This is a genomic window from Nonomuraea ceibae (genome assembly GCF_019396325.1).
Taxonomy (GTDB): Bacteria; Actinomycetota; Actinomycetes; order Streptosporangiales; family Streptosporangiaceae; genus Nonomuraea; species Nonomuraea ceibae.
Map to the genome: position 1 here is coordinate 1 of NZ_JAHKRO010000094.1, position 24,441 is coordinate 24,441.

The 24,441-nt window shown below is 71.3% G+C and carries 33 protein-coding genes; 9 read left to right on the forward strand and 24 right to left on the reverse strand.

The features are described from left to right. Positions 1–172 precede the first annotated feature (172 nt). Positions 173–589 carry a GntR family transcriptional regulator gene (locus KME80_RS37545; RefSeq protein WP_219512658.1) on the reverse strand — a complete coding sequence of 139 codons (417 nt, stop codon included), beginning with the start codon at positions 587–589 and terminating at the stop codon, positions 173–175. A gap of 268 nt (positions 590–857) precedes the next feature. After that, positions 858–1,643: a GntR family transcriptional regulator gene (locus tag KME80_RS37550; RefSeq protein ID WP_219512660.1), complete on the reverse strand. Its 786-nt coding sequence runs from the start codon at positions 1,641–1,643 to the stop codon at positions 858–860. 136 nt (positions 1,644–1,779) lie between these two features. On the opposite strand from KME80_RS37550, the gene KME80_RS37555 reads away from it, so the two are divergent. The 7 genes from KME80_RS37555 (at position 1,780) to KME80_RS37585 (ending at position 5,275) form a co-directional block, all read left to right on the forward strand. Beyond that, complete coding sequence (locus KME80_RS37555) at positions 1,780–2,103, forward strand: hypothetical protein (protein WP_219512663.1); 324 nt, start codon at positions 1,780–1,782, stop codon at positions 2,101–2,103. Continuing rightward, the gene (locus tag KME80_RS37560; protein ID WP_219512665.1) at positions 2,100–2,270 is read left to right on the forward strand and encodes a hypothetical protein; all 171 of its coding nucleotides are present in this window, start codon (positions 2,100–2,102) and stop codon (positions 2,268–2,270) included. Before KME80_RS37555 ends, KME80_RS37560 begins: the two co-directional genes overlap by 4 nt. Positions 2,271–2,489: 219 nt before the next feature. Further along, complete coding sequence (locus KME80_RS37565; protein WP_219512667.1) at positions 2,490–2,690, forward strand: hypothetical protein; 201 nt, start codon at positions 2,490–2,492, stop codon at positions 2,688–2,690. Positions 2,691–2,990: 300 nt separating this feature from the next. Beyond that, entirely contained in the window at positions 2,991–3,719 is a 729-nt protein-coding gene (locus KME80_RS37570; RefSeq protein ID WP_219512669.1) for a ParA family protein, read from the forward strand. After that, positions 3,716–4,588: a hypothetical protein gene (locus KME80_RS51055; protein WP_246646415.1), complete on the forward strand. Its 873-nt coding sequence runs from the start codon at positions 3,716–3,718 to the stop codon at positions 4,586–4,588. The genes KME80_RS37570 and KME80_RS51055 overlap by 4 nt, the downstream gene beginning before the upstream one ends. Before the next feature lie 7 nt (positions 4,589–4,595). Further along, the gene (locus tag KME80_RS37580; RefSeq protein ID WP_219512677.1) at positions 4,596–5,009 is read left to right on the forward strand and encodes a hypothetical protein; all 414 of its coding nucleotides are present in this window, start codon (positions 4,596–4,598) and stop codon (positions 5,007–5,009) included. A gap of 116 nt (positions 5,010–5,125) precedes the next feature. Beyond that, the gene (locus KME80_RS37585; RefSeq protein WP_219512679.1) at positions 5,126–5,275 is read left to right on the forward strand and encodes a hypothetical protein; all 150 of its coding nucleotides are present in this window, start codon (positions 5,126–5,128) and stop codon (positions 5,273–5,275) included. 346 nt (positions 5,276–5,621) lie between these two features. Here KME80_RS37585 and KME80_RS37590 read toward each other — a convergent pair whose 3' ends face one another. From KME80_RS37590 to KME80_RS37600, 3 genes are all read right to left on the reverse strand, one after another. Next, on the reverse strand, positions 5,622–5,972 hold the full coding sequence (locus tag KME80_RS37590) for a hypothetical protein (RefSeq protein WP_219512681.1): 351 nt from the start codon (positions 5,970–5,972) through the stop codon (positions 5,622–5,624). Positions 5,973–5,974: 2 nt separating this feature from the next. After that, entirely contained in the window at positions 5,975–6,790 is an 816-nt protein-coding gene (locus KME80_RS37595) for a peptidoglycan recognition protein family protein (RefSeq protein WP_219512689.1), read from the reverse strand. An 84-nt stretch (positions 6,791–6,874) separates the two neighbouring features. After that, positions 6,875–7,222, reverse strand: coding sequence for a hypothetical protein (locus KME80_RS37600; protein WP_219512697.1), 348 nt, complete (start codon positions 7,220–7,222; stop codon positions 6,875–6,877). A 76-nt stretch (positions 7,223–7,298) separates the two neighbouring features. On the opposite strand from KME80_RS37600, the gene KME80_RS37605 reads away from it, so the two are divergent. Further along, a complete protein-coding gene (locus tag KME80_RS37605) occupies positions 7,299–7,982 on the forward strand; it encodes an MmpS family transport accessory protein (RefSeq protein WP_219512699.1) in 684 nt (227 codons plus the stop codon). On the opposite strand, the gene KME80_RS37610 is transcribed toward KME80_RS37605, so the two are convergent. The 4 genes from KME80_RS37610 to KME80_RS37625 are packed head-to-tail and all read right to left on the reverse strand — an operon-like array spanning position 7,983 to position 14,041. Beyond that, positions 7,983–8,480 carry a hypothetical protein gene (locus tag KME80_RS37610; protein ID WP_219512701.1) on the reverse strand — a complete coding sequence of 166 codons (498 nt, stop codon included), beginning with the start codon at positions 8,478–8,480 and terminating at the stop codon, positions 7,983–7,985. It abuts the gene before it with no gap. 33 nt (positions 8,481–8,513) lie between these two features. Then, positions 8,514–8,966: a hypothetical protein gene (locus KME80_RS37615; RefSeq protein WP_219512709.1), complete on the reverse strand. Its 453-nt coding sequence runs from the start codon at positions 8,964–8,966 to the stop codon at positions 8,514–8,516. 3 nt (positions 8,967–8,969) lie between these two features. Further along, on the reverse strand, positions 8,970–10,667 hold the full coding sequence (locus tag KME80_RS37620; protein WP_219512711.1) for a hypothetical protein: 1,698 nt from the start codon (positions 10,665–10,667) through the stop codon (positions 8,970–8,972). Then, positions 10,664–14,041 (reverse strand): phage tail protein, encoded by a 3,378-nt coding sequence (locus KME80_RS37625; protein ID WP_219512713.1) that lies wholly within the window; start codon positions 14,039–14,041, stop codon positions 10,664–10,666. Before KME80_RS37625 ends, KME80_RS37620 begins: the two co-directional genes overlap by 4 nt. A 39-nt stretch (positions 14,042–14,080) precedes the next feature. Here KME80_RS37625 and KME80_RS37630 point away from each other — a divergent pair, with 39 nt between their 5' ends. Then, positions 14,081–14,239 (forward strand): hypothetical protein, encoded by a 159-nt coding sequence (locus KME80_RS37630; RefSeq protein ID WP_219512716.1) that lies wholly within the window; start codon positions 14,081–14,083, stop codon positions 14,237–14,239. On the opposite strand, the gene KME80_RS37635 is transcribed toward KME80_RS37630, so the two are convergent. The 15 genes from KME80_RS37635 to KME80_RS37705 all read right to left on the reverse strand — a co-directional run bounded on the left by KME80_RS37635 (position 14,212) and on the right by KME80_RS37705 (position 24,348). After that, positions 14,212–14,520, reverse strand: a complete 309-nt coding sequence (locus tag KME80_RS37635) for a hypothetical protein (protein ID WP_219512718.1) — start codon at positions 14,518–14,520, stop codon at positions 14,212–14,214. The genes KME80_RS37630 and KME80_RS37635 overlap by 28 nt on opposite strands. A 4-nt stretch (positions 14,521–14,524) precedes the next feature. After that, positions 14,525–15,145, reverse strand: a complete 621-nt coding sequence (locus KME80_RS37640; RefSeq protein ID WP_219512720.1) for a hypothetical protein — start codon at positions 15,143–15,145, stop codon at positions 14,525–14,527. Between the two features lie 7 nt (positions 15,146–15,152). After that, positions 15,153–16,184, reverse strand: a complete 1,032-nt coding sequence (locus KME80_RS37645; protein WP_219512722.1) for a phage tail tube protein — start codon at positions 16,182–16,184, stop codon at positions 15,153–15,155. Positions 16,185–16,186: 2 nt separating this feature from the next. Then, entirely contained in the window at positions 16,187–16,423 is a 237-nt protein-coding gene (locus KME80_RS37650; protein WP_219512740.1) for a hypothetical protein, read from the reverse strand. A gap of 9 nt (positions 16,424–16,432) precedes the next feature. Continuing rightward, positions 16,433–16,894 carry a hypothetical protein gene (locus KME80_RS37655; RefSeq protein WP_219512742.1) on the reverse strand — a complete coding sequence of 154 codons (462 nt, stop codon included), beginning with the start codon at positions 16,892–16,894 and terminating at the stop codon, positions 16,433–16,435. Next, positions 16,891–17,694, reverse strand: coding sequence for a hypothetical protein (locus KME80_RS37660; RefSeq protein WP_219512744.1), 804 nt, complete (start codon positions 17,692–17,694; stop codon positions 16,891–16,893). The genes KME80_RS37655 and KME80_RS37660 overlap by 4 nt, the downstream gene beginning before the upstream one ends. A gap of 12 nt (positions 17,695–17,706) precedes the next feature. Then, the gene (locus KME80_RS37665; RefSeq protein WP_219512746.1) at positions 17,707–18,366 is read right to left on the reverse strand and encodes a hypothetical protein; all 660 of its coding nucleotides are present in this window, start codon (positions 18,364–18,366) and stop codon (positions 17,707–17,709) included. A gap of 6 nt (positions 18,367–18,372) precedes the next feature. Continuing rightward, positions 18,373–18,663, reverse strand: a complete 291-nt coding sequence (locus tag KME80_RS37670; protein ID WP_219512748.1) for a hypothetical protein — start codon at positions 18,661–18,663, stop codon at positions 18,373–18,375. Beyond that, positions 18,663–18,872, reverse strand: coding sequence for a hypothetical protein (locus KME80_RS37675; protein ID WP_219512750.1), 210 nt, complete (start codon positions 18,870–18,872; stop codon positions 18,663–18,665). Before KME80_RS37675 ends, KME80_RS37670 begins: the two co-directional genes overlap by 1 nt. Positions 18,873–18,937: 65 nt before the next feature. Beyond that, positions 18,938–20,329 (reverse strand): phage major capsid family protein, encoded by a 1,392-nt coding sequence (locus KME80_RS37680; RefSeq protein ID WP_219512759.1) that lies wholly within the window; start codon positions 20,327–20,329, stop codon positions 18,938–18,940. Between the two features lie 165 nt (positions 20,330–20,494). Beyond that, positions 20,495–21,163 carry an HK97 family phage prohead protease gene (locus KME80_RS37685; protein WP_219512761.1) on the reverse strand — a complete coding sequence of 223 codons (669 nt, stop codon included), beginning with the start codon at positions 21,161–21,163 and terminating at the stop codon, positions 20,495–20,497. Continuing rightward, a complete protein-coding gene (locus KME80_RS37690) occupies positions 21,160–22,368 on the reverse strand; it encodes a phage portal protein (protein WP_219512770.1) in 1,209 nt (402 codons plus the stop codon). The genes KME80_RS37685 and KME80_RS37690 overlap by 4 nt, the downstream gene beginning before the upstream one ends. A gap of 10 nt (positions 22,369–22,378) precedes the next feature. Continuing rightward, positions 22,379–23,920 carry a terminase large subunit domain-containing protein gene (locus KME80_RS37695; RefSeq protein WP_219512782.1) on the reverse strand — a complete coding sequence of 514 codons (1,542 nt, stop codon included), beginning with the start codon at positions 23,918–23,920 and terminating at the stop codon, positions 22,379–22,381. Next, on the reverse strand, positions 23,883–24,161 hold the full coding sequence (locus KME80_RS37700; protein ID WP_219512783.1) for a hypothetical protein: 279 nt from the start codon (positions 24,159–24,161) through the stop codon (positions 23,883–23,885). Before KME80_RS37700 ends, KME80_RS37695 begins: the two co-directional genes overlap by 38 nt. After that, positions 24,148–24,348 (reverse strand): hypothetical protein, encoded by a 201-nt coding sequence (locus KME80_RS37705; protein WP_219512784.1) that lies wholly within the window; start codon positions 24,346–24,348, stop codon positions 24,148–24,150. Before KME80_RS37705 ends, KME80_RS37700 begins: the two co-directional genes overlap by 14 nt. Positions 24,349–24,441: the final 93 nt, after the last annotated feature.

Below are 24,441 nucleotides of genomic sequence, written 5' to 3' on the forward strand. Positions count from 1 at the left end.
GAGCTGCGGACTTTTAATCCGTAGGTTCCGGGTTCGAGCCCCGGGCGCCCTACCAGCTCCCCACCTGGGGAAACCCTCGCTCGAAGATCATCTTTGAGTGAGGCGTGACAGCATAAAGTGACAGCGCAGACGGTTTGCGGAGCCTAGCGGAAGTACGCGGATCGGCGCGGATTCAGCCCTTGCACCTGAGTCGTACGATCTTCCGGTCAGCCGGCAGGACTGCCGGTGCCTGACCTTCGCGCTCGACCACCAAGACCGGCACCCCAGCCGGGATGCCAAGTTTGCGCCGCTCGTCTGGGGTTGGCATGCGCGCGATGACGTCCGCCTCCCCCTCGACGACGACGGCGTCTCGATCTGCCTCTTCGCGGACATAGGTTCCCTGGCGAGGCTTAGTGACCACGAGCCCCTCCGCCTTCAGCTCGGCCAGCGCCTTGCGCACGGTGACGCGAGCAACCAGGAACTCCTGGATGAGCTGCTGCTCGCTCGGCAAGATCTGGCCCGGTGCGTACTGGCCACGCGCGATGCGCTCGCGGATGATGTCGGCCAGCTGCACGTAGACCGGCGTGTAACTGCCGGGGTCGATCGTCACGATCTTGAGCGTAGGAGTGCATGAGGCCAGTTGATCACGTGCCTACGTACCGTGCAGGGCTTGTGCCTACGTACGCCCCACGTCTACTGTCAGCATCCCGCTTGGTGTTCTAAGCTGTCGCTTCTGGGCTCCCGGCGGACGTCAAGGAGCACCGTCCGACCGGGTATCAGCGGTCCCGCCTGCACCGTATACAGGCGGGGCCGCGCTCATTGATCGAGCGAAAGCTAATCCAAGCAGGATCACGACCGCTGCGTTGCCGCATCGGAGATCATTGCGACGGCCGAGCATGACCGTCCCCAACGGGCCCGTTGTATATCAGCTTGGTGCTATCCGCTGGCACGATGATGTCCGCAACCTCCACCACTTGCTCCCCCGCGAAGTACGAGCGTTCGACGACCAGGACAACGGACCCGGGGCCGACGCCGAGCTGCCGCGCTTCCTCTGGGGAGGCGGGACGCGCCCACACTTCCTCATCCCAGGCGTCCACTTCGATGCCTATGGCCGCCATGCGGTGCGTGACTCCGCACCCGGCATGCGGACCCGCCTCAGGGAAGGCGATGGCCGTCCCCTTCGTGATGCTGAGCGGCTCCCACGAGGTGGAGGTCATCCACGGGCTCTCATCGTCGTCGCTACGGAATACGTAAGCCGTGCGCATGACGTCGTGGGTCTCGCTATCTGGCTCCGCCAGGCCGAGGCGATCGCGCACCTCAGCGGGCGCCTGCATGGTGTCAGATCGATACTCCCAGACACCTTGGCGGCCCTGTTCCTGCATCTGCTGAGCGAATGGACTGCCGGCCCGACGCTCCCTGAACCACGACCGCACCAGGGCGCGACGCTGCGGCCTTCGTCGCACGAACATGCCGGCGCCGGGGCGGCTGACGAGCAGCCCCTCGCGCACCAGGAGCTTGGTCGCCTCCGTGACGACGCCCTGAGCTGCGTCGTACTCCACTGCGAGATCCTGACGCGCAGGTAGGCGCGCTCCGGGAGCGAGATCGCCTCGCGCAATGCGGCTCCTCAGATCGGCCGCAATTCGTTCGTATGCCGGTTGATTCACAGATACAGCTTGACGTGCTGCACATGCAGCTTGCAAGCTAGCTGTGCGGCTACCGAGCCGCATATACAGATCTCCCTGTCTGGCGGTGACCGTGACAACATGGACCCAGGACTACCCCGCACTTCCTGGTAGCGCTGTGGCCGCTGCGCATTACGCGCAGGCCCTCGTCAGCGAGACCCTTCCCCGACGTGCCAGTGATGCCTATCACCTGGCCCAGCAGCTCTTCGCTGTCGGACTCGCCCGCTCCAGCCCGGTGAGCAACTTGAACCTGATCACCCTGGTGGACCGCACGCCCACCGGGCAGCGGATTCGCTTTGAGCTCCACTACGCGAACGACCTCAACGACGCCGACGCGCCAGAGGCTCATCGGGCAGTGAGCGCCCTGAGTAACGCTTATGGCGAGCAGGACACACGGCGCGGCAAGATGATCTATGCCGAGCTGTGGGAACGCGCCGCATGACTGGGCAGGGAGAACCGACGTCCAGCGAACCGGCCGACACTGACCAGCTGAGCCGCTCCTACTGGCGCGTGCCGTCGCTTGAGACGCTCAAGCTCGGCATCCCCGGCCGTAGCGCCACCGCCTACCCGGACGACACCGAGTACCGGTCCTGCTACGCAGGCACCTAACCCCATAGACCCACCTGGCCGTCGTCGCTGCCCGCCCAAAACCACGGCGGCCAGGTGGATCCACCCCGGCCGGCGCGGGATTCGCCCTTTCGTCCCCCGGCCGGACTGCGGCCCCGCCCTTCGTTCGGGCGGGGCGGGGCCGCACAACCCTCGCCCCTGCCGACCCCGACCACCTGCCAGAGGTCGGTAGGGGCGGGCACGTCCCAAGAAGAGGAGAACATGGACGCCAACCAGTACCTGTACTCACTGGAGCTCGACGGCGCCGCATGGTGGCCCGCCGGCGAGTCCCGCTTCGAGTGGTGCAAGATCCCCAACGCCCAGGGCGCCTACGCGCTGCGCGATCGGCTGAACCCCGCCGCTCCGCCGCTGCGCGGGCACACCACCGACTTCCTGTCGGCGGGGCTGTGCATCTACCCGTGATCCTCGCCAGCGAGCTCATCCCCTAAGACGGCCTCGGCTCCCGGGTGTAGGTGCCCCTCGGGAGCCGACGGCCAGCCAGCCCCGGCGGTGCGGCCGCCGGGCGGGTGGCCCCGCAGTGGTGGGCACTTCGCGGGGCCACCCTTCTCCAGACCGGGCGGTGCGGGCCACACCCATTCCCCCCGCACCGCCCACCGCGCCTCCCACACCCAGCCACGGCCGCGCTGTAGCGTGCCCGACTCCAACCCCTTCGACCCGAAAGAGGGGCTCCGGGCCCCTGACCTCTTCCCCTGGGAGACCGACATGACTGCCACCGCTCCGAGCGGCGCACTCGCACCGGCCATCACCCGCCGCACCGACAGCTACCTCGTGCCGATCGTCAACGGCAAGGGCGGCGTCGGCAAGACGATGCTGACCCTCGCCCTGGCCGCGCACACCGTCAAGGCCAACGGCCGGGCGCTCGTCTGGGATGCCGACCCGCAGGCCTCCTCCTACGACCTGACCAGCGTCATGGACTCGCCCGGATACGAGGTGGTCCACGAGCTCGACCCCGATCACGCCGAACGCATCCGCGGGATGCGCCACATCGACACGATCTTCGGTGACTGCCCGGGCAGCTTGGAGGGCGCCGACATCCTCTCCCGGATCGTCCGGCAGGCCTCCTTCGTGCTCATCCCCTACGACCACGAGCCCGAGTCCGTCCTGCCCACGCTGCGGACCGCGCGGCGCGTCGCCGAGCTCGGCGTCCCGTACGCCGTCGTCGTCACCAAGGCCAACCCTCAGGTCGGCGCCGACCATGTCCTCGACGCCTGGGACACCCTGGACCGGCAGAGCATCCCGCACTTCCGGTCGTTCGTCCGCCTCTACCGGGCGTGGCCCAACAGCCTCAAGGCCGGCGTACCCATCACCCGCTGGAACGAGCGGCACGCGCCCAGGCTCCGCGAGGACGTCGCCGCCGTCCACACCGAGCTGCTGCTCAACATCGGCCGCGTCCACCGCGGCGGCCGCGCCCGCCACGGGGCCCACGCATGACGGCGGCCAGAGGCGAGGGCAAGAGCAAGGGCAAGCGCCGGGGCTTCGACGACCTCATCGCCCGCCGCGACGAGCTGGCCGACGTCTCGCCGCCGTGGGTCGACCCCGAGCCCCCGGCGGCCGCCGAGGTCCAGACGCCGCCGGCGGGCGCCCCGCTGACCCCTCCGGATCCCGACGCGGTGCCCGCCCCGTACATCCAGCCGCAAGCCGCCGGCGACCTCACCGAGCACGAGCTCGCCGACCTGAACACCTGCGAGGCCGCGTTGGAGGGACTCCGCCTGGCGTGGTGGGCGGCCGGCAAGGCCCTGCAGACCATTCGCGATGCGCGTCTCTACCGGGCCGAGTACCCTTCCTTCGAGGCCTACTGCGCGAGCCGATGGGACATGACCCGCCGCCAGGCCGACCGGCTGATCGCCGCCTGGCCACTGGCCGAACGACTGAGACCAATTGGTCTCACCACCCTGAACGAGGGGCAGGTCCGCGAGCTGCTGCCGCTGGCCGACCGGCACGGCCAGGACGCCGCCGCCGTGGTGTATCAGACGGTGGCCGAGGCCGACGGCGTGCGGGTCACCGCGGCGGTACTCAAGGGCGCCGCGGCCGTCGTCGCCGGCGCCGGCCGGTTCGATCCGGTCGCGGCCGCCGCGCAGATCCGCGCCTACCTGGCCGGCGACCTGAAGGCCGAGCCCGCCGCGCCCGCCGATCCTGTCGAGGTGTTCACCGCGGAGGCGGAACGCCTGCGGGCGACGATCAGCCGGATCCGGCGGCCGGCGTTTCAGTCCTACGCCCGGACCCACCCCGAGCAGGCTCGCGCCGTCGTCGCCGAGCTCCGCGCGCTGCTGGACGACATCGAGACCGCGGCAACTGAATGACGGGAGCATGATGAGCGCCGACACCGACTACGACCAGGACGACTACGGGGACGACTACCACGAGCGGTTCATGGGCCCGCCCCTGGAGGAGCCCGACGACGAGCCTCCGCTGACGCTGGAGGAGATCCAGGCCGCCTACGACGAGGCCGGCGGCAAGATCTGGGAGCTCGGCCCGGCCGCCCGCATCGTGGCCGCCGGGGTCGTGCAGCTGATGAAGGAGTTGCGCTGGGCCCGGGAGAGCATCCGGCAGCGCGGCGTCGAGTACACCGTGACCGACGGGACGCCACCGGAGGCGGACGCCGAGCTGGTGACCGGCGAGCAGGCCAGCCTGATCATGCGCAACAACCCGGCCCGGCTGGTCTGGGAACGCGACGCCTACGCCGGCCCTTGGCAGCAGCTGTCGAGCGAGCCGCCGTTCTAGCCCCGGACACGACGAAAGAGCCCCCGCCCGATCCGGGCGGGGGCTCGCTTATGCACTGGTCAGAGCTATAGAACTGTTCCGCTGACAGGCTGCCTTGGCCGTCGTACTGTCGAGGCATGCCCAAGAAGGACGATGACGAGGAACGCACGACGTGCGGCGCGTGCCTTGGTGAAGGCGGCAACTGGGAAGACGTCAACGGCACCGAGGACAACAAGGGCCGCAAGTGGATCAAGTGCCGCGCCTGCAAGGGGCTCGGCTACCAATGACCGACCCCATCACCTGCCCCCAATGCCAGGGGCGCGGCTGGGAATCGTTCGGCCCCCACGATCTGACATGCCGGTGCTGCCAGGGTCGCGGCACGGTAGGCGGGCCAAGCGATCCCGTCGAGAACCCGCCGCCGCCCCCCGCCGAGCCGCCGCCTCTCTGGGAGGACCGCCGCTGGCAGGATCCTGCGTTCGCGCACATCTCCTGCCGCTACTGCCTCGACTCGGGGAAGGTCTCCCGTCTAGACCGCGCCGCCGGAACGCTGGCCACCGTACCCTGCGCGTGTACGACGAAGTCCCCGCCCGATCCGTGAGGACCGGGCGGGGACTCGTTGTGTCTGGCCAGGGGCTACCGCTGCGAGGGCGGCAGATCCGGTCGGGGCGCGTGCTTGGCGACGTACCCGGCGACGTAGGTCACCAGGCCCGGGACGAGCGGGATGGCCAGGGTCTCCAGCCAGTCGGGCAGGAACGCGATCAGGTCGAGATCGGCGTTGACCGCCTGCAGCGGCGCGAGGATCGCGAGCAGGCCGAGGTAGGCGCCGATGGTGCCCGCCTTCACCTTCGGCTCGACCTTGGCGGACCGGGTCTTGTCGTACTCGAGCATCTGTTCCTCCACGGGGGTTGGGGTCGCGGCCGCGCCGCGGGGTGGGGTGGCCCGGGCAGCCTTCATCAGGTACTGCCGGGCCAGGTCGTCGAGCACGGTCAGCTCACGCGCAGCAGCGCCGGCCAGGTGGCCGGCCCCACGATCGCGTCGTCGTCCAGGCCCTGCTCGCGCTGGAACGCGGCGACGTCGACGGCGAGCTCGTCGTCATACTCCGTGCTCTCCAGCCAGGCCTTGAGGCCGAGCTGCCCGCCGTACCGGCCGGGAGCCAGCCCGCCGCGGGCGAACAGGTTCGCCCGCACCGTCTTCACGTCGTAGCCCTTCGCGCCGGGCCGCAGCAGGGGCAGGTCTCTCACGATCTCCTCCGTCCAGGTGGCGCGCGGCGCCGGCGACGGGCCCGTCAGGAGCACCGCCACCGCCGCGCGGAAGTCGTTCATGTCGATCCCGGCGGGGTCGGGCTTTAGCCGGTTGACCTCGCGGTGGGCCTTGACCCGGGCGACGGGCAGCCCGAACTCCCGGCACAGCTCCGCGGCCAGCGTCCAGTAGGCGTCGAGCTGGGCCCTCGGCCACGGCTGCGACCCGCAGTTCTCGGCCTCGATCCCGATCGAGCAGGAGTTGGTGTGCAGCGGCGACGTCGACGGCGCGTTGTGCCAGCACCTTCCGGCCGCGATCACGTAGATCCGGCCCGACCGGCCGATCCCGAACTGCGACAGGGGCCCGCCCAGGCCGGGCCGGCCGTCACGCACCACCCGCAGCGATGGGTAGTCGCCGCCCGCGCGCGGGCCGGCGGTGTGGTGGCAGACGATGCCACGCACCTCGGGCTGCGGGCCGTGGCCACGGGTGCGCCAGCCGGGCACCTCAACGACCGGATGGCCGGTGCGGCGGGCGACGTCGGCAAGCTGGGTCAGGTACGGCAAGGGGTGTCCTCCTGTCCGGGGGCAGCCTCATCGGAGGCCGCGGTTCCGCCTCGGCGACGGGCTCGGTGAGGGGCGTCGACGGAGTCAGACGCGCGCGATGATGAGGCCGACCACGGTGACGATCACGCTGATCACGGCGACGATCACGCTGAAGATGCCGATGAGCTGCCGGCGGCTCTCGGCAAGCTGCGGACGCGTCACCCCGTCGCGCTCGATCGCGTCGACCCGCTTCTCCAGGGCCTCGATCTCGGCGGCGTGCATGGCCCGGTCAGCATCCTGCCGCTGGGTCAGCTGGTCGACTCGCCAGTCGGCGTGGTCGGCGCGCTGCATGAGCAGGGCAAGCTGTCCCTTGATCTCGGCCAACCCGACGGCCGTGATCTCGGAAAGCTTCGCCACGGCGAGCTCGATGGTGCCCGGCTGCTGGTCGGTCACACCCACCTCCCTTCTGAGGTCAACCAGTGATCGGCCTCGAGCGTCACATCAGCACCCCCCGATTCCAGGAGCGTCGATGTCGTATCCGCAGCAGCCCTACAGCCAGCCCAACCCGGCGTACGGGCAGCCGCCCGCACCGCGCACGAACGGGCTCGCCGTCGCGTCCCTCGTGCTCGGCCTGATCGGCTTCATCAGCTGCGGCCTGACGAGCATCCTGGCCGTGATCTTCGGCCACGTGGCCATCGGCCAGATCCGCCGCGACGGCACCGACGGGCGCGGCATGGCCCTGGCCGGCGTCATCCTCGGCTGGGTGCTGTCGGGCGCCTGGATCCTCTTCTGGGTCCTGTCGTGGCTCGGCGTGGTCTCCAGCGCCCTCTACTCCGCCGCCATCACCAGCGGCCCGGCCGAGCCGGCGCGGACCCGCCTGGATCTCGGCCGGCAGCCGGGCGGCGAGCAGAGCAGCGGCGCGGCCGCGGGCGGCCAGGCCGTCGTGTTCGAGGTGTCCGGCGCGGACGGCGCCACGAGCATCGGGACGCTGACGTACTCGCTCGGCTTCGACATCAAGCAGGAGTCCGGCGTGACGCTGCCCTACAGCAAAGAGGTCTCCGCCGGCGAGCCGGTGCCGCTGAGCCTGATCGCGCAGAACGCCGGCCAGCAGGGCACCATCACGTGCCGGATCAAGGTCGACGGCAAGGTGGTGCGGGAGGACAAGAGTGAAGGCCCGTACGGGGTGTGCAACGTGCGCGCGGACGCGCCCTGATCAGGTGGCGCCGACCCACTCGACCTCGAAGCGTGCGTAGTTGGAGTTGACTTCGATCACTCCGCCGGAAGCCTGCATGGCCTGGACGTCCACGTAGTCGTTCACAGCCAGGAAGTAGAGGCCGGTGACAGTGGTGGTGGTGAAGTTGCCGGCAGCGTCCCCGATGGTGCTACCGAGGAGAGACCCGCCCACGCCCCCGTTCTTCCTGAGGTACGCCTGTCTGGCCCCGGCGGCGAAGTTGCTGCTCCACCCCAGGATGACCGACGCGCGATACCAGCCGGCCGTCTGTGAGACGTAGCGGGAGTTGTTGGTCACGTTGCTGTGCCCGTTGTCACGGTCGATGGCTTCGGTGTCCCAGGTGACCACATTGAACGCGCTGTCGTTGAAAACCTGCCCCGCCGACTTGCCCAGGGAGGCCAGGGGCTTGCCCGACAGCAGAAAGTTCAGGCCGTTGCGCAGGTCGGTGTTCATCTTGGCCGCGGTGAGCAGCTCGCCCACGGTCCACGTTCGGGGCGTCGGAACGGTAGCCACTCAGGCCCCCTCTCCCTGCATGCGCAGGCAGGTCTCGCACATCTTGGAAGCGTCGGTGCGCTGGTGGCCGCGGCATGGCGGGCAGGGCCAGAACTGCAGGATCGCGGGCAGCGTCTCCAGGTTGGCCGTCAGCGCGGTGATGTCGGCGGGCCAGGCGAGCGCGGCCGTGTTGCCGAACCCTCCGCCGGCGCACTCGGTGCACCAGAAGGTGTTCGCGCCGGCGGGCAGGTTGAAGGCGGCGCCGCAGCCCCAGGGGCAGTCGGCGATCCACCGGCCTTCGTCGACCCGGGCGTACGCCGTGGCGGTGGGGTTGTGCCCGGTGGGGCGCGCGACGGGCGGCCCACCGGCGCGGGCCCGCTGGGAGTCGAGGAAGTCCCAGAAGTGCTCCCAGCGCCGGATCGGGGCCGGGGCGGGCAGGGCGTGCTCGGCGAAGCGCAGAGCGGCTCGTTTCAACGGTCACCATCCCAAGACGTTGTGGTCGAGCAGGCCGTAGAGGGGGTCGTCGAGGATGAACGCCACGGTGGTGGAGGCGGGCGACGGGTCGATGGTGAACGACCAGGTCTCGTCCGTGATCACGTCCTGGACGCCTTCGATCCACAGGTCGAGCGTGCCGGTCGGCGCGTTCGCGGGCAGGTTGGTGACCTGGATGCGCTGGCCGATCTCGCTGTCCAGGAGCGCCGGCCACAGCGCGGGCTGCGAGCGCGCCTCGATGGTGATCTGGCTGGCGCGCGGCGCCGGTTCCTTGTAGCGGAACAGCAGGTACTGCGCGCGGTCGGCGATCTCGGCGGGGATGAGGTTGGTCTCCAGGCGGCCGCTGTACTGCCCGTACTCGTCGATGCTGGCGCTGTCGGTGGCCGACGCCACGCCCCCGGCGGCGTCCACGACGGTCGCATCGTTGATCAGCAGGGCGTCGTCGACCAGGAAGTTCAGGCCGTCGCCGCACTGGTCGGCCTCGACCGTGAGCACCACGCTGGAGGGACGCTGCCGGCGGCCGCGGTCATGGAAGACGGCGATGCCGTCGCGGCCGATGAAGAACAGCCCGGCCTCGGAGGTGGCGACCTGGCGCAGCAGCTGCAGGATCTTCTGTGTGGCCTCGTTGCCGGTCAGGCCGAGCAGGGACACCCCCGTGTCGATGATGGCGGGGGTGGCGCCGGCGGCGGCGAGCAGGGCCTCCGCCCGGGCCCCGGACAGCTGGTTGTCCGTCAACGGGACCGCGCCGAGCGACTGCCGGCCGAGGAGCTTCATCCGGTCGGTGGCAGTGAGGCTGACGACGCCCAGCACGCCGTTGTCCCAGGCGTGCGGCCACTTGTCGACGAATCCGGTGTACCGGATGTACTCCAGGCCGGGGCTGGTCCAGGCGGCCGCGGAGGCGGCCTGCTCGAACTGCGCGGCCGAGACGTACACGGACACGGTGCCGGTGGTGGTCGTGGTGTTGGCCACCACGACGCGCGCCCACACCGCGGCCGCGGGCGCCGTGGCGGTGACCGTCAGGGACTGGAACGCCGTGGTGAGCGCGCGCGCCGTCCCGGCCGACTCCGACAGGAAGGCGCCCGCGGCGTCGTACCAGCGCAACCGGGCGGAGACGCTGAGCGCCAGGGAGGCGTTGCGGCGGATCTGGCAGCTGAAGGTGTACGCGCTGCCGGCGTCGACGTGCAGCCCCCAACTGGTCGCCGTGGTGGCGGCCGCGGCGCCGATGCGCAGCTGCCGGCCGGTCGAGGAGAGCGTGCCGGTGGCCCAGCGCACAGAGCTGGTCTGCCCGGGCGGGAAGACGGCCAGGTCCTCGGCGAGGGTGCCCTGCTCGGCCGACCACAGCACGCTGCCCGTGACCGGGTTGGTGAGCATGCCGCGCGCCTGGTGGTACAGCAGCCGGTTGGCCGACAGCGGCCACCGGGCGCGGATCCTGATCGGGCGGTTGATGCGCACGTTCGGGTAGTACGGCGAGGCGGTGTTCCCGGCGGTGTAGCGGCCGTCCTCGTTGGTGAGCGCGAGGGACAGTGTGCCGGGCTGGACCTCGTCGAGCTCGTGGCTGCGCCGCCGGGAGATGCGCACGCCCTTCCACCATTCGACGTCGTCGCTGACGTCGCGCCACAGCGGACTGCCGTCGGTGGCGTCCTTGATGAACGCGATCTCCGCGAACGCCTCGGGCATCGTCATGCCGGCCGCCCGCCCGCCGCGCCGAGGTTGAAGCCACGGGCCTGGGCCTCGTTCAGGGCCGCGATCATCATCCGGAAGATCTCGTCGCGGTCGACCAGCGGCTGGCCGTTGAAGTACAGGTTGATGATCTGCCCGCCGCCTCGAGGCGTCAGCGGCACCACCGCGGCGCCGGCCGACAGCGTCGGCGTGAGCGACACCTGCGCGCCCCTCAGGAGGCCGGCGGCCGCGCGGTTGACCATGCTCTGCCCGGCGGTCAGGCCCTTGGCCAGTCCTTCGGCCATGGACTGCCCGGCGAACAGCGTCCAGCCCTTCCCGGAGAACGGGCCCTCCTTCGCAGGGCTGAACGGGAACAGGTTGCGGATGCGGCCGAGGATGTCGCTGGCGGCGTTGTAGGCGGCCTGCAGCATGCTGTAGAGGCCGTCGATGAGGCCCTGGATGATGCTGCGTCCGGAGTCGTACAGCAGCCCTCCGAGGTTGCCGAGGCCGGCGACGATCTGGCCGGGGATCTGGCCGGCCGCCGTGATGAGGTCGTTGAACTTCTCGACGGCGGCGTCCTTGGCCCGGCCGATCCACTCCAGGAACATGCCGGGCAGCTTGGACACCCAGTCCTTGATGCCGTTGATCAGGTCGGGGATGATGCTGTGCCCCACGAGCCGGTCGTAGAGCTTGGTGAACTCGCGGATGGTGCCGGACACGATGCGGGTGACGACCGTGAGCAGCTCGATCAGCGGCGGCAGCAGCTGCTCGGCGATCACGGCGGCCAGCTGGATGAACAGCGGGATGTGCGGGGCGAGCTCGGCGAGCAGGTCGGCGAACAGCGGGATCAGCGGATACATGACCTGGTTGAGCTGGATCATGCTGGTGATGAGGCCGGGCACCAGCGGCAGGATCCGGTCGAGGGCGTCGATGAACTGCGGCAGCAGCGCGACAGCCAGCTGCGTCAGCGACGGCAGCAGCCCGACCATCGCCGGCAGCCAGTCGAGCAGCGCGTCGACCAGGGCCGGGATGTGCGGCGCGAGCTTCTGCAGAGCGTCCAGCAGCGCGGCGCCGAGGATCTGCGCCATCTCGCTGAGCGGCGGCAGAATCTCGACGATCTTGCCGACCAGGGCGCCGAGCACACCGACGAAGGTCTGCCCCAGCACGGCGACGATCTGGCCGATGATCGGGATCAGCGGCGTCAGCGCGGGCACCAGGCCGCTGATCAGCTGCGTGACCAGCTGGCCGATCTGCGGCAGCAGCGGCGCCAGGGCGGGCACCAGGCTGGTGATGATGGTCGTGGCGAGCTGGAAGATCAGCGGCAGCGCGGGGGCGAGCGCGAGCAGCATCTGGCCGAAGGAGGCGACCAGCAGCTGCAGGGACGGCAGGATCGACACCAGCGCCCCGGCCAGCGCGGTGATGATCGGGCCGGCGAGCTCGGCGAACTTCGGCAGCAACCCGGCCAGGGCGGGGATCAGCGCGTTCAGGATGATGGCCGCGGTCTCGTAGATCACCGGGACGATCGGCATGAGCATGCGCAGCGCCGCGCCGAACCCGGCCACCAGCTGCTCCAGGCTCGGGATCACGCTGCGCAGCGCGTGGCCGAGCTGCTCCCCGGCCAGGCCGACCAGGGCGCCGAGCACCGGCAGCAGCGGCGACAGCGCGGTCAGGATGCCGCCGAAGGCGCGGCCGAGCGACGCAAGCGCGGGCGCGATCGAGGCCAGGCCGACCCCGAGGGCGCCGACGAAGGTGCGCACGCCGGGCAGCAGCGCCTGGATGCCGGACACCAGGCCGGCGAACAGCGGCCGCAGCGCGCCGAACACCTCGGAGATCACGGAGCCGAGCGGCACCAGGAGGGGCCCGATCGAGGCCAGCCCGGTCGTGACCGCCAGCAGGAACGCCTGGATGCCGGGCAGCGCCGCGGCGACCGCCTGGCCGATCGAGGCGAACAGCGGCTGCAGGGCGCCCAGGGCGGCGCCGAGGGTCTGGCCGAGCGGCGCCAGGGCGGGGGCGAGCGCCTCGACGCCCGCCTGAACCCCGGCGATCACCGCGGTGATCCCGGACACGAGCGCGGCCAGCGCGGGCGTCAGGGCGGTGATCGCCGTGGTGAGCACGGGGCCGACCGCGGTGGCGAGCGCGGCCACGCCGGGGGCGAGCTCGCCGATCGCGCCGGCGACGGCCTGCAGCACGGGCAGGAACGCGGCGGCCACCGTCGACAGCGAGGTGAAGACGCTGACCAGCACGGTCTGCCCGTCGGCGCTGTCGAGGAAGGCGTGCAGCCCGTCGAGCAGCTGGCCGAGCACGCCGAGCGCGTCGCCGCCGGCCGTCTTCATCGCGGTGAAGACGGCGTTGATGATCCCGCCGAGGTCGCCCAGGATGGCGCCGAGCTGCCGGAAGACGTCGGCGGCGTTGTTCATCCAGGCGAGCGCCTGCCCGCTGGCCGCGGCGTGCGTCAGGAAGCGGCCGAACCGCTCGGCCGCCTCCGCCAGGCCGGGCACGAGGTTGGCCAGCCACTGCGAGCCGATCACCGCCAGGTCGCGGAACCCGGCCAGCAGCGGAGCCAGGGAGGGCGTGAACGCGGCCACCGCGGACTGCGTCGAGGTGAAGATGTTGGCGATGGCGCTGACGCTCTCGCCGGCGCGGGCGAACTTGAGCAGCTCGACGGCGGCCTGCCCGAACTCGCCGGCGACCTTGGTAATGCCGCCCTGCAGCGCGTTCAGGACCGGCAGCAGCGTCCACATCTCGCCGGCGATCGGCGCGAAGATGCCGTCCTGCGCGGCGGTCTTGAGGCCCTGGAAGGCGGGCGCCATCTGGAACAGCTCGTAGGCGACGTCGGCGGCCGCGCCCCGCAGGTCCTTGGCGCCCTCCATGAAGGTCAACATGTCGCCGCTGACGGCCGCGGCGAATCCCTCGGAGACGCCGGCCAGGCCGAGCTTGAGGGTGCCGAGCGCGGCCGCGCCGAGCGCCAGGGCGCCGGGCAGCGCGGCCAGTGCGCCGGCGGCCGGCGCCAGCGCCGCCACCAGGCCGCTGACGCTGGAGGCGGCCGAGGCGGCGGCGCCGGCGAACGCCCCCAGCTTGGTGGCCGAGGCGACGACGTTCGTGGTCATGCTGGCCAGGCCGCCGCCGGCCGCGGCCAGCGGTCCGGCCAGGCCGGACAGTCGGCCGCCGAGCCCGGAGATGTTGCCGCCGAGCTTGGAGAGCCGGTCGCCGAGCCCGTCCAGGTCGACGCCGAACCCGGCCAGCGACTTGCCCGCGCCGTCCAGGCGGCCGCCGAGCCCGCCGGCGGACGTGCCGACTCCGTCCAGCCGGCTCTCCAGCCGCTTGGCGGAGTTGCCGACCTGGTCGAAAGTCCTGCTCGCGTGGTCGCGGGCGAAGACGTCGAAGGCGAGGGAGGACATGACACCTCCCTCGCCGGCTCAGCCGGGTGGCTTATTCATTTGGTCAGCAGCCCTGCAGAACAGCTCGAACTCGCTGATGTCGAGCCGGTCGATGTCGCGCGGGTGGAGGCCGAAGTAGTGGGCCAGCAGCGGCAGATAGCGCAGCCGTTTGGCCTCGAGGTCCTCGCCGACTACGCCGACGGCGCGCCGGCGGAATGAGGGTCCGGCTCGTCCGCCGCCTCGATCTCGAACTCGCGGAAGTCCACCGGGAACGTGCCGTCGCAGATGTCGGAGTAGGTGATGTCCTTGCCCATCCTGAAGTGCAGGATGAGCCAGGCGAACCCGGCCATGGCGATGAAGTCGCCGGCCTTGAGGCCCTCGCCGAGCGCTACGGCGCCCATGCCGGTCGCCCGCTGCAGCGCGATGCCCTCGTGGATGGGCAGCCGCTGGAGGTCGATCTCCATGGTCTCGCCGGCGTAGGTGACTTTCTGCAGCCCCATGTGTCTACCCTTCGATTCGGTTGGCGATGTCGTCCATCGCCTTCAGGACGTGCGCCCGCAGGGCGGGCAGGTGTTTGCGGATGGTGACCTCGAACCAGGGCCGGCCCTTCTGCGGGTACCAGTGCCGGCGGTCACCGAAGCGCGGGTGACGCCACCCCTTCGGGTTGTCCAGGTGGCGCGGCAGGCTGCGCTGATCCTCGGGCAGCTTGGCCGCGTCCACCTCGATGCGGACCCGCGCCGTGCGGCTGCCGGTCTTGACGTTCAGCCGTAGCGAGCGGGCCACCGAGTCGCGCAGCCCGGACCCGCGGCGGGCGCGGGCCCGGGCCCGCTCCTCCTTGGCCACCAGCTCGTCGCTGCCGAGCTCGGATTCGTCGGCGCGGTCGAGCACCTTGCCGAAGCTGTCGCGAAACTGCGCGTTCTCCCGCTGCCGGCGGCCGCCGCCGCGCGCGCCGGTGACCGGGATGTTGCGGACCGCCTGGCGGGTGTCGGCCAGCGCCGGTTTGGCGCCGGTCCTGATCGCCTTGAGCAGCTCCTTGCGCAGGGCCTTGCCGTCACCGGCGCTCTTGAGCCGCTTGGCCAGCGCGCCGAGCTGCTCGGCGCCGGTGATGCGGACGTCGATCGTCACAGCGCCGTCACAGCGTCGTGTCGTCGCTGACGATCTTGATCTGGAAGGGGGCGTTCACCTCGTCGTCGTAGCCCTCCCACGCGCTGCTCATCTGCACGATGTCCGGGCCGCCGACGTTGGGCGCGGCCTCCTTCAGCTTGCAGGCCGGGACGATGACGCTGACGCTGAAGTTGTTGCCGCCGCCGTCGGTGATCGGCGAGCCGGTCAGCGCGAACTCCAGCGCGAACGTGGTGTTGTCCTTCATCAGCATGTAGAGCTCGTCGCGGGCGAACTCGGCCGACAGCGACCCGGTGATCTTCGGGATGTCGTTCTCGAGCTGCTCGCGCTTGACGCCGCTCTGCCCGATGCCGTACCGCTCGCGGGCCATGGGCGTCTCGCCCTTGATGCTGAGCTCGGTGATGACGGTGGCCACCGCGGTGCCGCCGGCGACGCTCATCTCGCCGGCGGTCGTGGTGGCGGTGCCGCCGAGCTTGAGCGTGCCCTGCTGGAAGCTGTAGACCTCGCTGCCGGGCACGTACGAGGCGGTGGCCAGCGCGGTGGCGGTCGCTTCGTCCCACCCGTCGACCTCGAGCGAGAGCGTGGCCACGCCGTTGTTGGCGAGCTTGATCTCCCAGGAGATGATCTTGCAGCCGCTGTAGGTGTGCGGGCGCACCACGCCGGACGGTTCGGGCCGGCCGACCTGGACGGTCAGGGACTTGCCGACGAACCCGCCCGGGGTGTGGATCTGGCTGTAGGCGCTCGTGGCGAGGATCTGCTGCGGCACGGCCGCCGACCCCAGCATGTGCGCCACGATGAGGCCGATGCCCTTGGTCGGCCAGTCCAGCTCCACGCTGCCCTCGACCGTCTTGCGCGCCTGGACCAGGCGCGAGGCGCGCTTGTACTTGCGGCCCGCGCGCAGCCCGGCGGGCTCGACGAACGTGGGCTTCCACGCCAGGCCCTCGGTGTTGAACTCGAGGAACCGGGTCGGCGTCACCGGCGTGCCGACCACGGTCTCAGCCGCGAACCCTATCTGTGCGTCAAGACCGGAACCCGTGGCCATGACTACTCACCATCCTTCCTGCTGGTCTTGGCCTCGGGCGGCAGCAGCTCCCACGTGGCTTTCGGCCACGCGCGGGCCTGGTCGCCCTCGCCGACGATGTAGGCGTCCTCGGTCTGGCTGGTCACCTGGCCGGCCGCCCGGGTGACGTCCCCGGCCTCCACGAGAGGGCCGTCGACGCGGCCGACGCGGAGCGCCGCGCCGGACACGTTCTTGAACCTGCTCACGGGTTCTTTGCTCACGCGATCTCCCTAGATGCGGGTCTGGCACTGGATCTGGAACGGGATGCGGCACTCCATGCCGGATGCCCGCTGCGACTGCACGAGCGAGCCGGACGCGAACGCCGCCACGGTGGGCGGCGGCTGGCCGAGCGACGGATCGGCGCGCACCAGGTCCTCGACGGCGGCCAGGACCTCGAAGGCGCGCACCCGGACCGGCGCCACCTTGGTCGAGCCGCGCCACACCACCACGGCGCACGTCACGCTGAACGTCTCGCCCCGGGCGCGCTGCCCGATCGAGGCCCACTCCTGGGTGAACTCGGCGCCGGTGCCCTCGCCGTCCGGGTCGCCGTCGTAGCCGACGTAGACGGCTTCGCGCAGGGGGTCGCCGGTGACGGGCGGCCCGTCGACGATCCGCACCCCCTGCAGCGTGGCCGCGGCCGCGAACCGGTCGAGCAGCTCGGCGATGACGGCCGGGATGCGAGAGGTGCTCATGCGAAGCCTCCGTACTTCTCGGGCAGCAGCTCCTCGACCCGGCGCGGCACGGTGAACCCGAAGCGCGGGTCGTAGACCTCATCGGCGCCGCCGACGCGCGCGCTGCCCATCTGGCCGCGCTGCGTCTCCCACAGGTGCTGCAGCAGGATTTTCCCGGCCTGGATGACGTTGGCCGGGAACACCGTGCGGCCGGCCACGTAGACGACGTCGACGGGCCCGGGCATCAGGCTGCCGTCGCGCCGGCGCACGATGCCGGTCTCCAGGTCGACGTCCAGATCGGCGACGTCCTGGTCGACGCCGCCGGCGCCGGCCGCCGTCACCGACGTGAGCGACAGCAGCGGCGGCCGCGCCAGGACGAAGGCGTAGCCGCCGCGGTGCTTCTCGGTCACGACCCGGCGCACGAGCGAGCCGGCGCGCCGCTCGCACAGCTCGGTGACGCTGCGCAGGAAGCCGGCGATCTCCTCGTCGTCGTCGTGGTCGTCCAGCTCGATGTTGAGCTGCTTCTTGGCCTGGGTCAGGCTGAAGATGCCCGCCTCGGCCCACTCGGCGGCGACGTCGAACGGCTCCTCGTCGACGCCGCTCGGCGAGGTGGTCACCCAGCGGGCGATGTGCCGCCCGGCCTGGGCGGGCGAGAAGTCGAAGTGGAACAGGCCGACGCCGTCGCTGACGGGCGTGTGCGGGCCGCTCACGATGCCGTCGGGCTGCATCACCGACAGGGTGATGGTGGCCGGGTTGACCAGCGCGCCGGCGGGCGTGCGGACCTCGGTGGACAGCCGGACGGGTGCACCGATTCCGAACACTGGCCCCCCTTCCTATGCAGATGTGCCGCGGACGGTGGCCAGCGGCGCGGCGCCGGCCGTGACGACGGCGCCCGGCCGCACCGCCGCCTCGAGCACGGCCAGCGGTTCGGCCGAGGCCGAGAGCCGGCCGGGCCCTTCGGTGACCTCGTCCTCGAGCGTCGACGACGAATTGCCGGGGGCGCCGTCCCAGCGGGCGCCGGCGGTGTCGCCGTCGAAGTAGGCGAGCAGCGCTTCGCCGAGCTCGGCCAGGACCATCGTGAAGTCCCCCGGGCCGGTGCCGAAGTTGTAGTTGTCCGTGATCACCTCGGCCGTCACCGCGCCGGCGGGCGCGGTGGCCGTGACGGAGACGCGCGTGACGGTGCGGCCGGGCGCGCTGTAGGGCGCGTTGCTGTAGGTGATCACTCCGCCGCCGGCGTTGCGCCACTCGACGTACACGCTGCCCGAGATGAGCGGGGCCACGTTGTCGATGTAGACGTACTCGCTGAAGGTGTAGGTCAGCCCGGCCGCCACGGCGCACCGCGCCGTGCTGGAGAACGTGCCGGCGGTGTAGCGGGCGGCGAACGGGCGGCCGAACCCCACCACGGGCGTCCGGGTCGGCGCGCTGCCGCCGCCCCAGCCCGCCACGTCGTTCGTCAGGCACGGGTTGCTGCAGGTGTTGCGCCGGGTCGCCATCGCGCATCAGCGAACGACGTAGCCCTGCAGGGGCGGCAGCGTGGACGCCGTGCGGGTCTCGACGTGCGTGAGCGGCTCGCCCGTCTCCGGGTCGGTCAGCCACTCGCCGGTGACCGGGTGCAGCTCGATGACGTGCCGCACGACCCGGACCGGGGTCTCGTCGTACACCTCCACCAGCCAGCTGCCGTCGTGGTCGACGCCCTCGGCCGCGCACCACGCCATCCACGCCTGGTAGGGGCGGCTGGCCTGATACACCGGGTCGTGGCGGATCTCCACTGTGAGGTACGCCTCCGCCATCAGGTCTTGCTCCTGCGCGGCGTGCGGCGGCCGCGGGGCGGCGTCGAGCGGTCGGCCGGCGGCGCGCCCTCGCTGTCGTCGGCGGCGGGCGGGGTGTGGCCGCGCAGCTTCAGCTGCTCGTCCACCTGCGCGACGCGGTCAGTCATGCCGCGCTGCACGTACCCGGCGCGCTCCCGCAGCAGGGCGGCGATCATCGGGTCTTCGGTCATCGTTCCCCTCCTGGAGGTGGCGCCAGGGCCCCCGCCCTCGCTAAACGGGGGCCCTGGCGGGTCGGTTAGAGACCGGTGAAGGTGGGCGCGACCAGGCCCGTCCCGGTCACCTTGCGGGCGTGGGCGTAGCGCTGGTGGGTGTAGGCGAAGTAGCCGTAGACCACCAGCAACACGCCGAGCTCGCCGGCCTTGGGCTGCTCGGCGCGGATGAACATCGGGGCCGAGGCGTCCTCCCACAGGTGGCACTCCAGCCGGTCCGCCAGGAAGATCTCGTCCTCGTTGGTGGCCGCGCCGAGGTTCGTGGCGATGTTGTTGTCCACGATCACGGGCGTCCCGTTCGGCAGCACACCGCGCACGCCCCGCCCGTACGCCTCGGCGAAGTTGGCGCCGAGGGTCTGCGGGACGATGCCCGGCTGCGAGATGAGCGGCCACCTGTCGCTGAGCGCGTTCTGCAGCCAGTACCACCGCCTGCTGTGCATGACAGCCAGGTTGTCGCCGCTGGCCTGGTCGAGCAGGGCCGCCTCGACGCCGGCCAGACCCTCGATGATCTTCGGGTATGCCTCGGCCGCGGTCGGGTCGGTGTCGGTGTAGGTGACCGCGGTGGCCACCGCGCTCAGCCCGGTGGCGGCCTGGTTGAGCAGGGTGGAGTCCAGCGTGGTCGCGTACCGGCGGAACAGGTCGTCAAGCACCACCGGCTCGATGCCGGTGCCGCGCTCGATCGCCTGCCGGGACACCGTCTGCTGGCCGGCGTTGGTGTGCACGGGGATGGTCAGCAGCGTGTCGTCCATGTTCTGCTCGGACACGGCCGTGTTCTGGTTCGCCTGCAGCGCCGTGCTCGAGGACGTGGTGATGCGGGAGATCTCCACCGTCATACCCGAGGCCGGGAGCGGGTGGTGGCGGATCGCGTCGGCGAACGGGCGCCTGGCGGCGGCCGCCGGCGCGTACAGGTCGGTCAGGTACTGCGGCACCACCAGGCCGCTGAACGCCGACGTGCCCACGGCGCGCTGGAGCTGGTCGCCCCGCTCCACCCGCTCCTCCTGCATGTGCCGGGAGAGCCGGTCGCGGGCCTCGTAGTCGCCCATGAACGCCGCGGCGACGTCCCTCTCGAACCCGGCGCCGGCCCGGTCGAGGTCGGGCCGGTAGGTCCGCTCCTCGCTGCCCACGCGCGCCACCCGGGCGCGCGTCGGCGGCTGGACGCCGGTCGGCGCCGTCCGGGCCTGCGCGGCGGCGATCTCCTCCTCGCGGGCCTGCTCGGCGAGCAGCTCGTCAAGGGCGGTCTGCCGGCGGGTGACCTCGGCATCGGCCGCGTCCCGGGTGGCGATGCGCGCGGCAACCGCCTCCTCGGTCAGCGCCGGGTCGGCGCGCAGCGCGAGCAGCGCGTCCTGCTCCTGGCGGCGCGCGGCGATCGCGGCGTCGAGCGCCTCACGCGCCTGCGCGATCAGTTCGGCGAGCGTCATGGCTCGTACTCCTCCTGTTGATCGGATTTCATGACGCCCCGGTCCAGGTCAGACGGCCATCCGAGGCGTTCGCGCCGGATGGGCTCGTGCGCGCAGAGCGCAGGGCAAAGCACCCGCACAGCGGGTAGATCAGGGTGGCCCCGATTGGCCCCGGGGGGCGTGAGGTCAGCGGGCGAGCGCGATCTCCAGCAGCGCTCTGGCCCGGCTCGACGGCGCGGCCGCGGTGCGCAACGTGGCCTCGGTCGCCGGGTTGGCGCCGTAGCCCACGATCGCGACGTCGCCGCGGTGGATGTCGTACCGGTTGATCCGGTACTCGGTGTAGTCCGGGCTCCACTGACCGGAGCTGATGCGGAACGCGAAACTCATCTCGTCGATCAGCCCGGCCCGCAACTTCGGCGCGATGTAGGCCACGTCGTGGTCAGCCGGGTCGAGGCTCGGCGCGTGGACGGACAGGCCGTTGTCATCCTCCGTCAGCTCGAGCGACCCGTTGGTGGTGCGGGCGATCCTGCGGAGCTGGTTGTGCTGCAGGACCAGGGGGACGTCCAGATCGCCGCGGGCCAGCGACTCGGCGCCGGCGCCGGCCGACACGATCTCGGTGTACGGCCCGTAGTAGTCCCACATCTCATAGCCGTGCTCGTACACCGTGGCGTAGCCGTTGAACTCCAGCAGTCCGCCGTCGCCGTCGGCCGCGCGCAGCTCGATGCGTGCGGGCACCAGGGCGGCCGCCCGGGCGGCCGCGTGCTCGGCGCAGCGGCGCTGTGAGGGGCGGTCGGCGCGCTGGCGGACGTGCTGAGCGCGGGCCGCCGCGGCGGCGGCCAGAGACGTCGCGGTCATGATGTCGCTCCCGTGGCGGTGGTGGGTTGCGTGCGAGGGATGCCGAACAGCCGGTCGAACTCCGCGAGCTGCGATTCGGTGAACGGCGGCAGGTCGTCGAGCTCGCGCGCCTCCGATGGCGCGAGCGTGCGCGAGGCGATGCGGGTCTGGATGGCGCGGGCGCGGGCCTCCGCGTCCATCGCGAGCAGCGCCGACCTGTTCAGCTTGACGTACCGAGGCCCTGGCACCAGGCCGCGGGTCAGCGCGTCCTCGCGCCGGGAGACTGCCGGCCCCAGGTGCATGATCAGGAACTGCAGGTTCCGCTCGCTGATGTTGGCGTACGTCACGGTGCCCGTCGACACCGCGGCGTCGATCAGGTCGGCCGGGCAGCCGAAGAAGCGGGAGATGTCGGTGAGGCCGAACTGGCGGGCCTCGATGAACGAGGTCTGCTGGGCCACGGCCTGGATGGGCTTGTACTCCCAGTCGTTGCCGTGCACGAACAGGTCGCCGGTGGAGACGGCGGCCCGGAACCGGTCCTTGGCGATCTTCGCCTCGGCCGGGTCGATCTTCTTGGCCGTGTTGGTCAGCTCGGCCAGGGGGATCGCGCCGCCGCCGAACCACTCCTTGGCGAACTTCTGCGCGTTCAGGGACTCCTCGATACTCCAGGCCGCATAGGCCACCGGAGAGAGCCCCAGGGGCATGCCGGCCACGGTGTACTGCCGCTCGTGCCAGATCTCCCACGGGTCGTACTCGACGCCGGCCACGATGTACTTGGTGATCTCGGCGCCACGGGCGCGCACGGCCACGTCCGACAGGGCCAGGAGGTCGATCCGCGCGGGCAGGTGGTGCCCGTCCGGGCCCATGATCCCGGAGCGCTCGGTGATGAGCCCGAAGGTGTTCCCGGCCCTGTCCAGGTCGACCTGGGTGGAGTAGAGCCACTCCTGCGCGCCGACGCGCTGCCCGCCGGGGTTCACCAGCACCGGCGGCTTGGGAACCTCGATCTGGATCCCGCCTACCCGCCGGTACACGTCGATCGGCATGGTGGAGACCAGGTCGGCGCGCAGCCGCAGGCACGCCCACACCGCGCTGTGGCGCAGGCTCGAGTCGTTGGTGACCAGCACGCCGCCGTCCAGGCGCTGGTTGCGCTGCGCGGCCAGCAGCTCCTCCGGGGAGGTGATGTGGGCCTCGCGGGCCCACACGCTGCGCAGTTTCGACCAGATGCTCATGCCCACCCCCTTAGCCGAAGCTCTCGGCCACGTCGTAGTCCTCTTCGAGGATGTGCGCCCAGGTCTCCAGCAGCCACCGGGCCAGCGTCACCGCGTAGAACGGCGTCACATCCGTCAAGCTCCGGCGCCGGTCCAGCGCCCATGCATCGCCCAGCGGCCGCGTGCGGGCGCCCTTCACCGCGGCGGTGAGCTCCATCTGGTCCAGGTGCACGATGACGCCCTGGTTCATCGCGTCGGCCATCTGGCCGCACGCCTCCACCGCGTCGTTGGTGCGCACGATGGCCAGGTCCCCCCGCTTCGGGTGCTCCTTGTCCTCCGGCGCCTTGACGCCGGCGGCCACCAGATCGTCGATGAGCGACCCGGCCGGCGACCCGGTCGAGGCGATCGCCACCCCGACCGGGTTCCACAGCTTGCGCAGCAGCACCGCGGCGGCGACCACCCAATCGGTGCCCGGGCGCCGATCCACGACCTCGAGATGGATGCGCCCGTCGGGACGGCGTGAGGCCAGCCCGATGGTCGACGTGCTCCGGTCCTGCGACACCTCGATGGCGATCGCCACATCGGGGCCGGCCTGCGACGCCTCATCGGCCAGAGGTGGCCACGCCTTCACCGGCACGTTGGGATCCTGCGGCGGCGCCTGCTTGCGGGTCCGGTTCAGGTACGCCCGGTCGAACTCGCCGGGGTCGAGCTTCTCCAGCTCGGCCCGCACCGTGTCCTCCGAGACGGTGAACCCCAGCGCCGGCAGGCACACCCGCCACGTGGCCGGGTCGTCGCGTCTCAGGTGCTCGGGCGCGAACCACTCGAAGTAGGCGACGCGCCGGCGGATGCCCAGCCGCCACAGCTCCATGATTAGCTCGCGGCCAGCCTCGCGCTTCTTGTTCAGCCAGATCGACTTTTCGGTGCCGCCCGCGCTGGCCCACCACAGCTGGGCCATGTCCCTGGTCAGCATGGCGGGGGAGAACGCCTGCTCCAGCCGGTCATCCTCATGGGCGAACGCCTCGTCAATCACCCCGAGGTCGAGCGGCGGACCGTGGCCGGCCTTCTCCGTGTTGCTGGTGATGCCGAGCTTGGAGCGGGTCTTGCCCCAGATGATCGCCTCGTTGCCGTTGGACATCCGGGTGCGGTACTTCCCGGCCAGCGATGACCCGTCCATGGTGACGAGGAACTCGTCCTCGAACCGCTCGCGGGCCATGCCGCGCGTCTGCGCCGCGTACACGACCCGCTGGCGCGTCCAGGCCGCGATCCGGTGCACCATCAGCCCGAGGATCTGCTGCGTCTTGCCCTGCTGGCGCGGCACGGACAGGCCCACCTCGCGGTACGCGAATAGGCCGGTGGCCGGGTCGATCTCCAGCGCGACATCCAGCACGTACTTCTGCCACGGCATCGGGGGAAAGCCGAGCCGCTCCATGACCTTCCACGCCTTCGGGCCCAGAGACGGGAACTCCGGCCGCCGCGGCGTCCCCCACAACGGCGGGCACTCCAGGCCGTACAGCTCCCGGCACTGCTCGGCGAACTCAGGAGGGCTCTGCCAGGTCTCCGAGGTCGTCGTCATCCTCCTCGCCCCGCCCCTCCACAAGCTGCGCCAGCGTCTGGCGCAGCTCCCGGTTCAGCTGCGGGAGCGTCCTGGCGTCAGTGGCCGGAACCGGCGTCCCGCACTCTGCGCAGCGCTCGTCAGGCAGCCCGTCGATTACCTGCGCGAGCCGGTAGGCCATCTGCGCCAGCGACGGCTCGACGCCCACCAGGTCACCGAGCTCCTCGACGTCGTCGCGCACGACCTTCTCAACGGGCCCCATGCGCCACCATCCGCTCGAGCGCCTGCTCGGCCTGACGCCGGCGCATCGCGGGCCGCCCGGTGTCGCAGCACGCCTCACGGCCGTACAGGCGGCCGCTGCCCGGCTCGATGGCCGTTCCGTGGTAGCTGCACTCTGCCGGCAGGCACTCCAGCGCGGCGCGGATCGCCGCGGCGGCCCGCTCGTCCATGCGGCCCTCCAAGATCGTCCGTTGGTGATCGCCCCGGGGGGAGAAAAAAAGGGAGACAGTGTGATGGGTCACCCGGCTTCGCCTTCAAAAAGC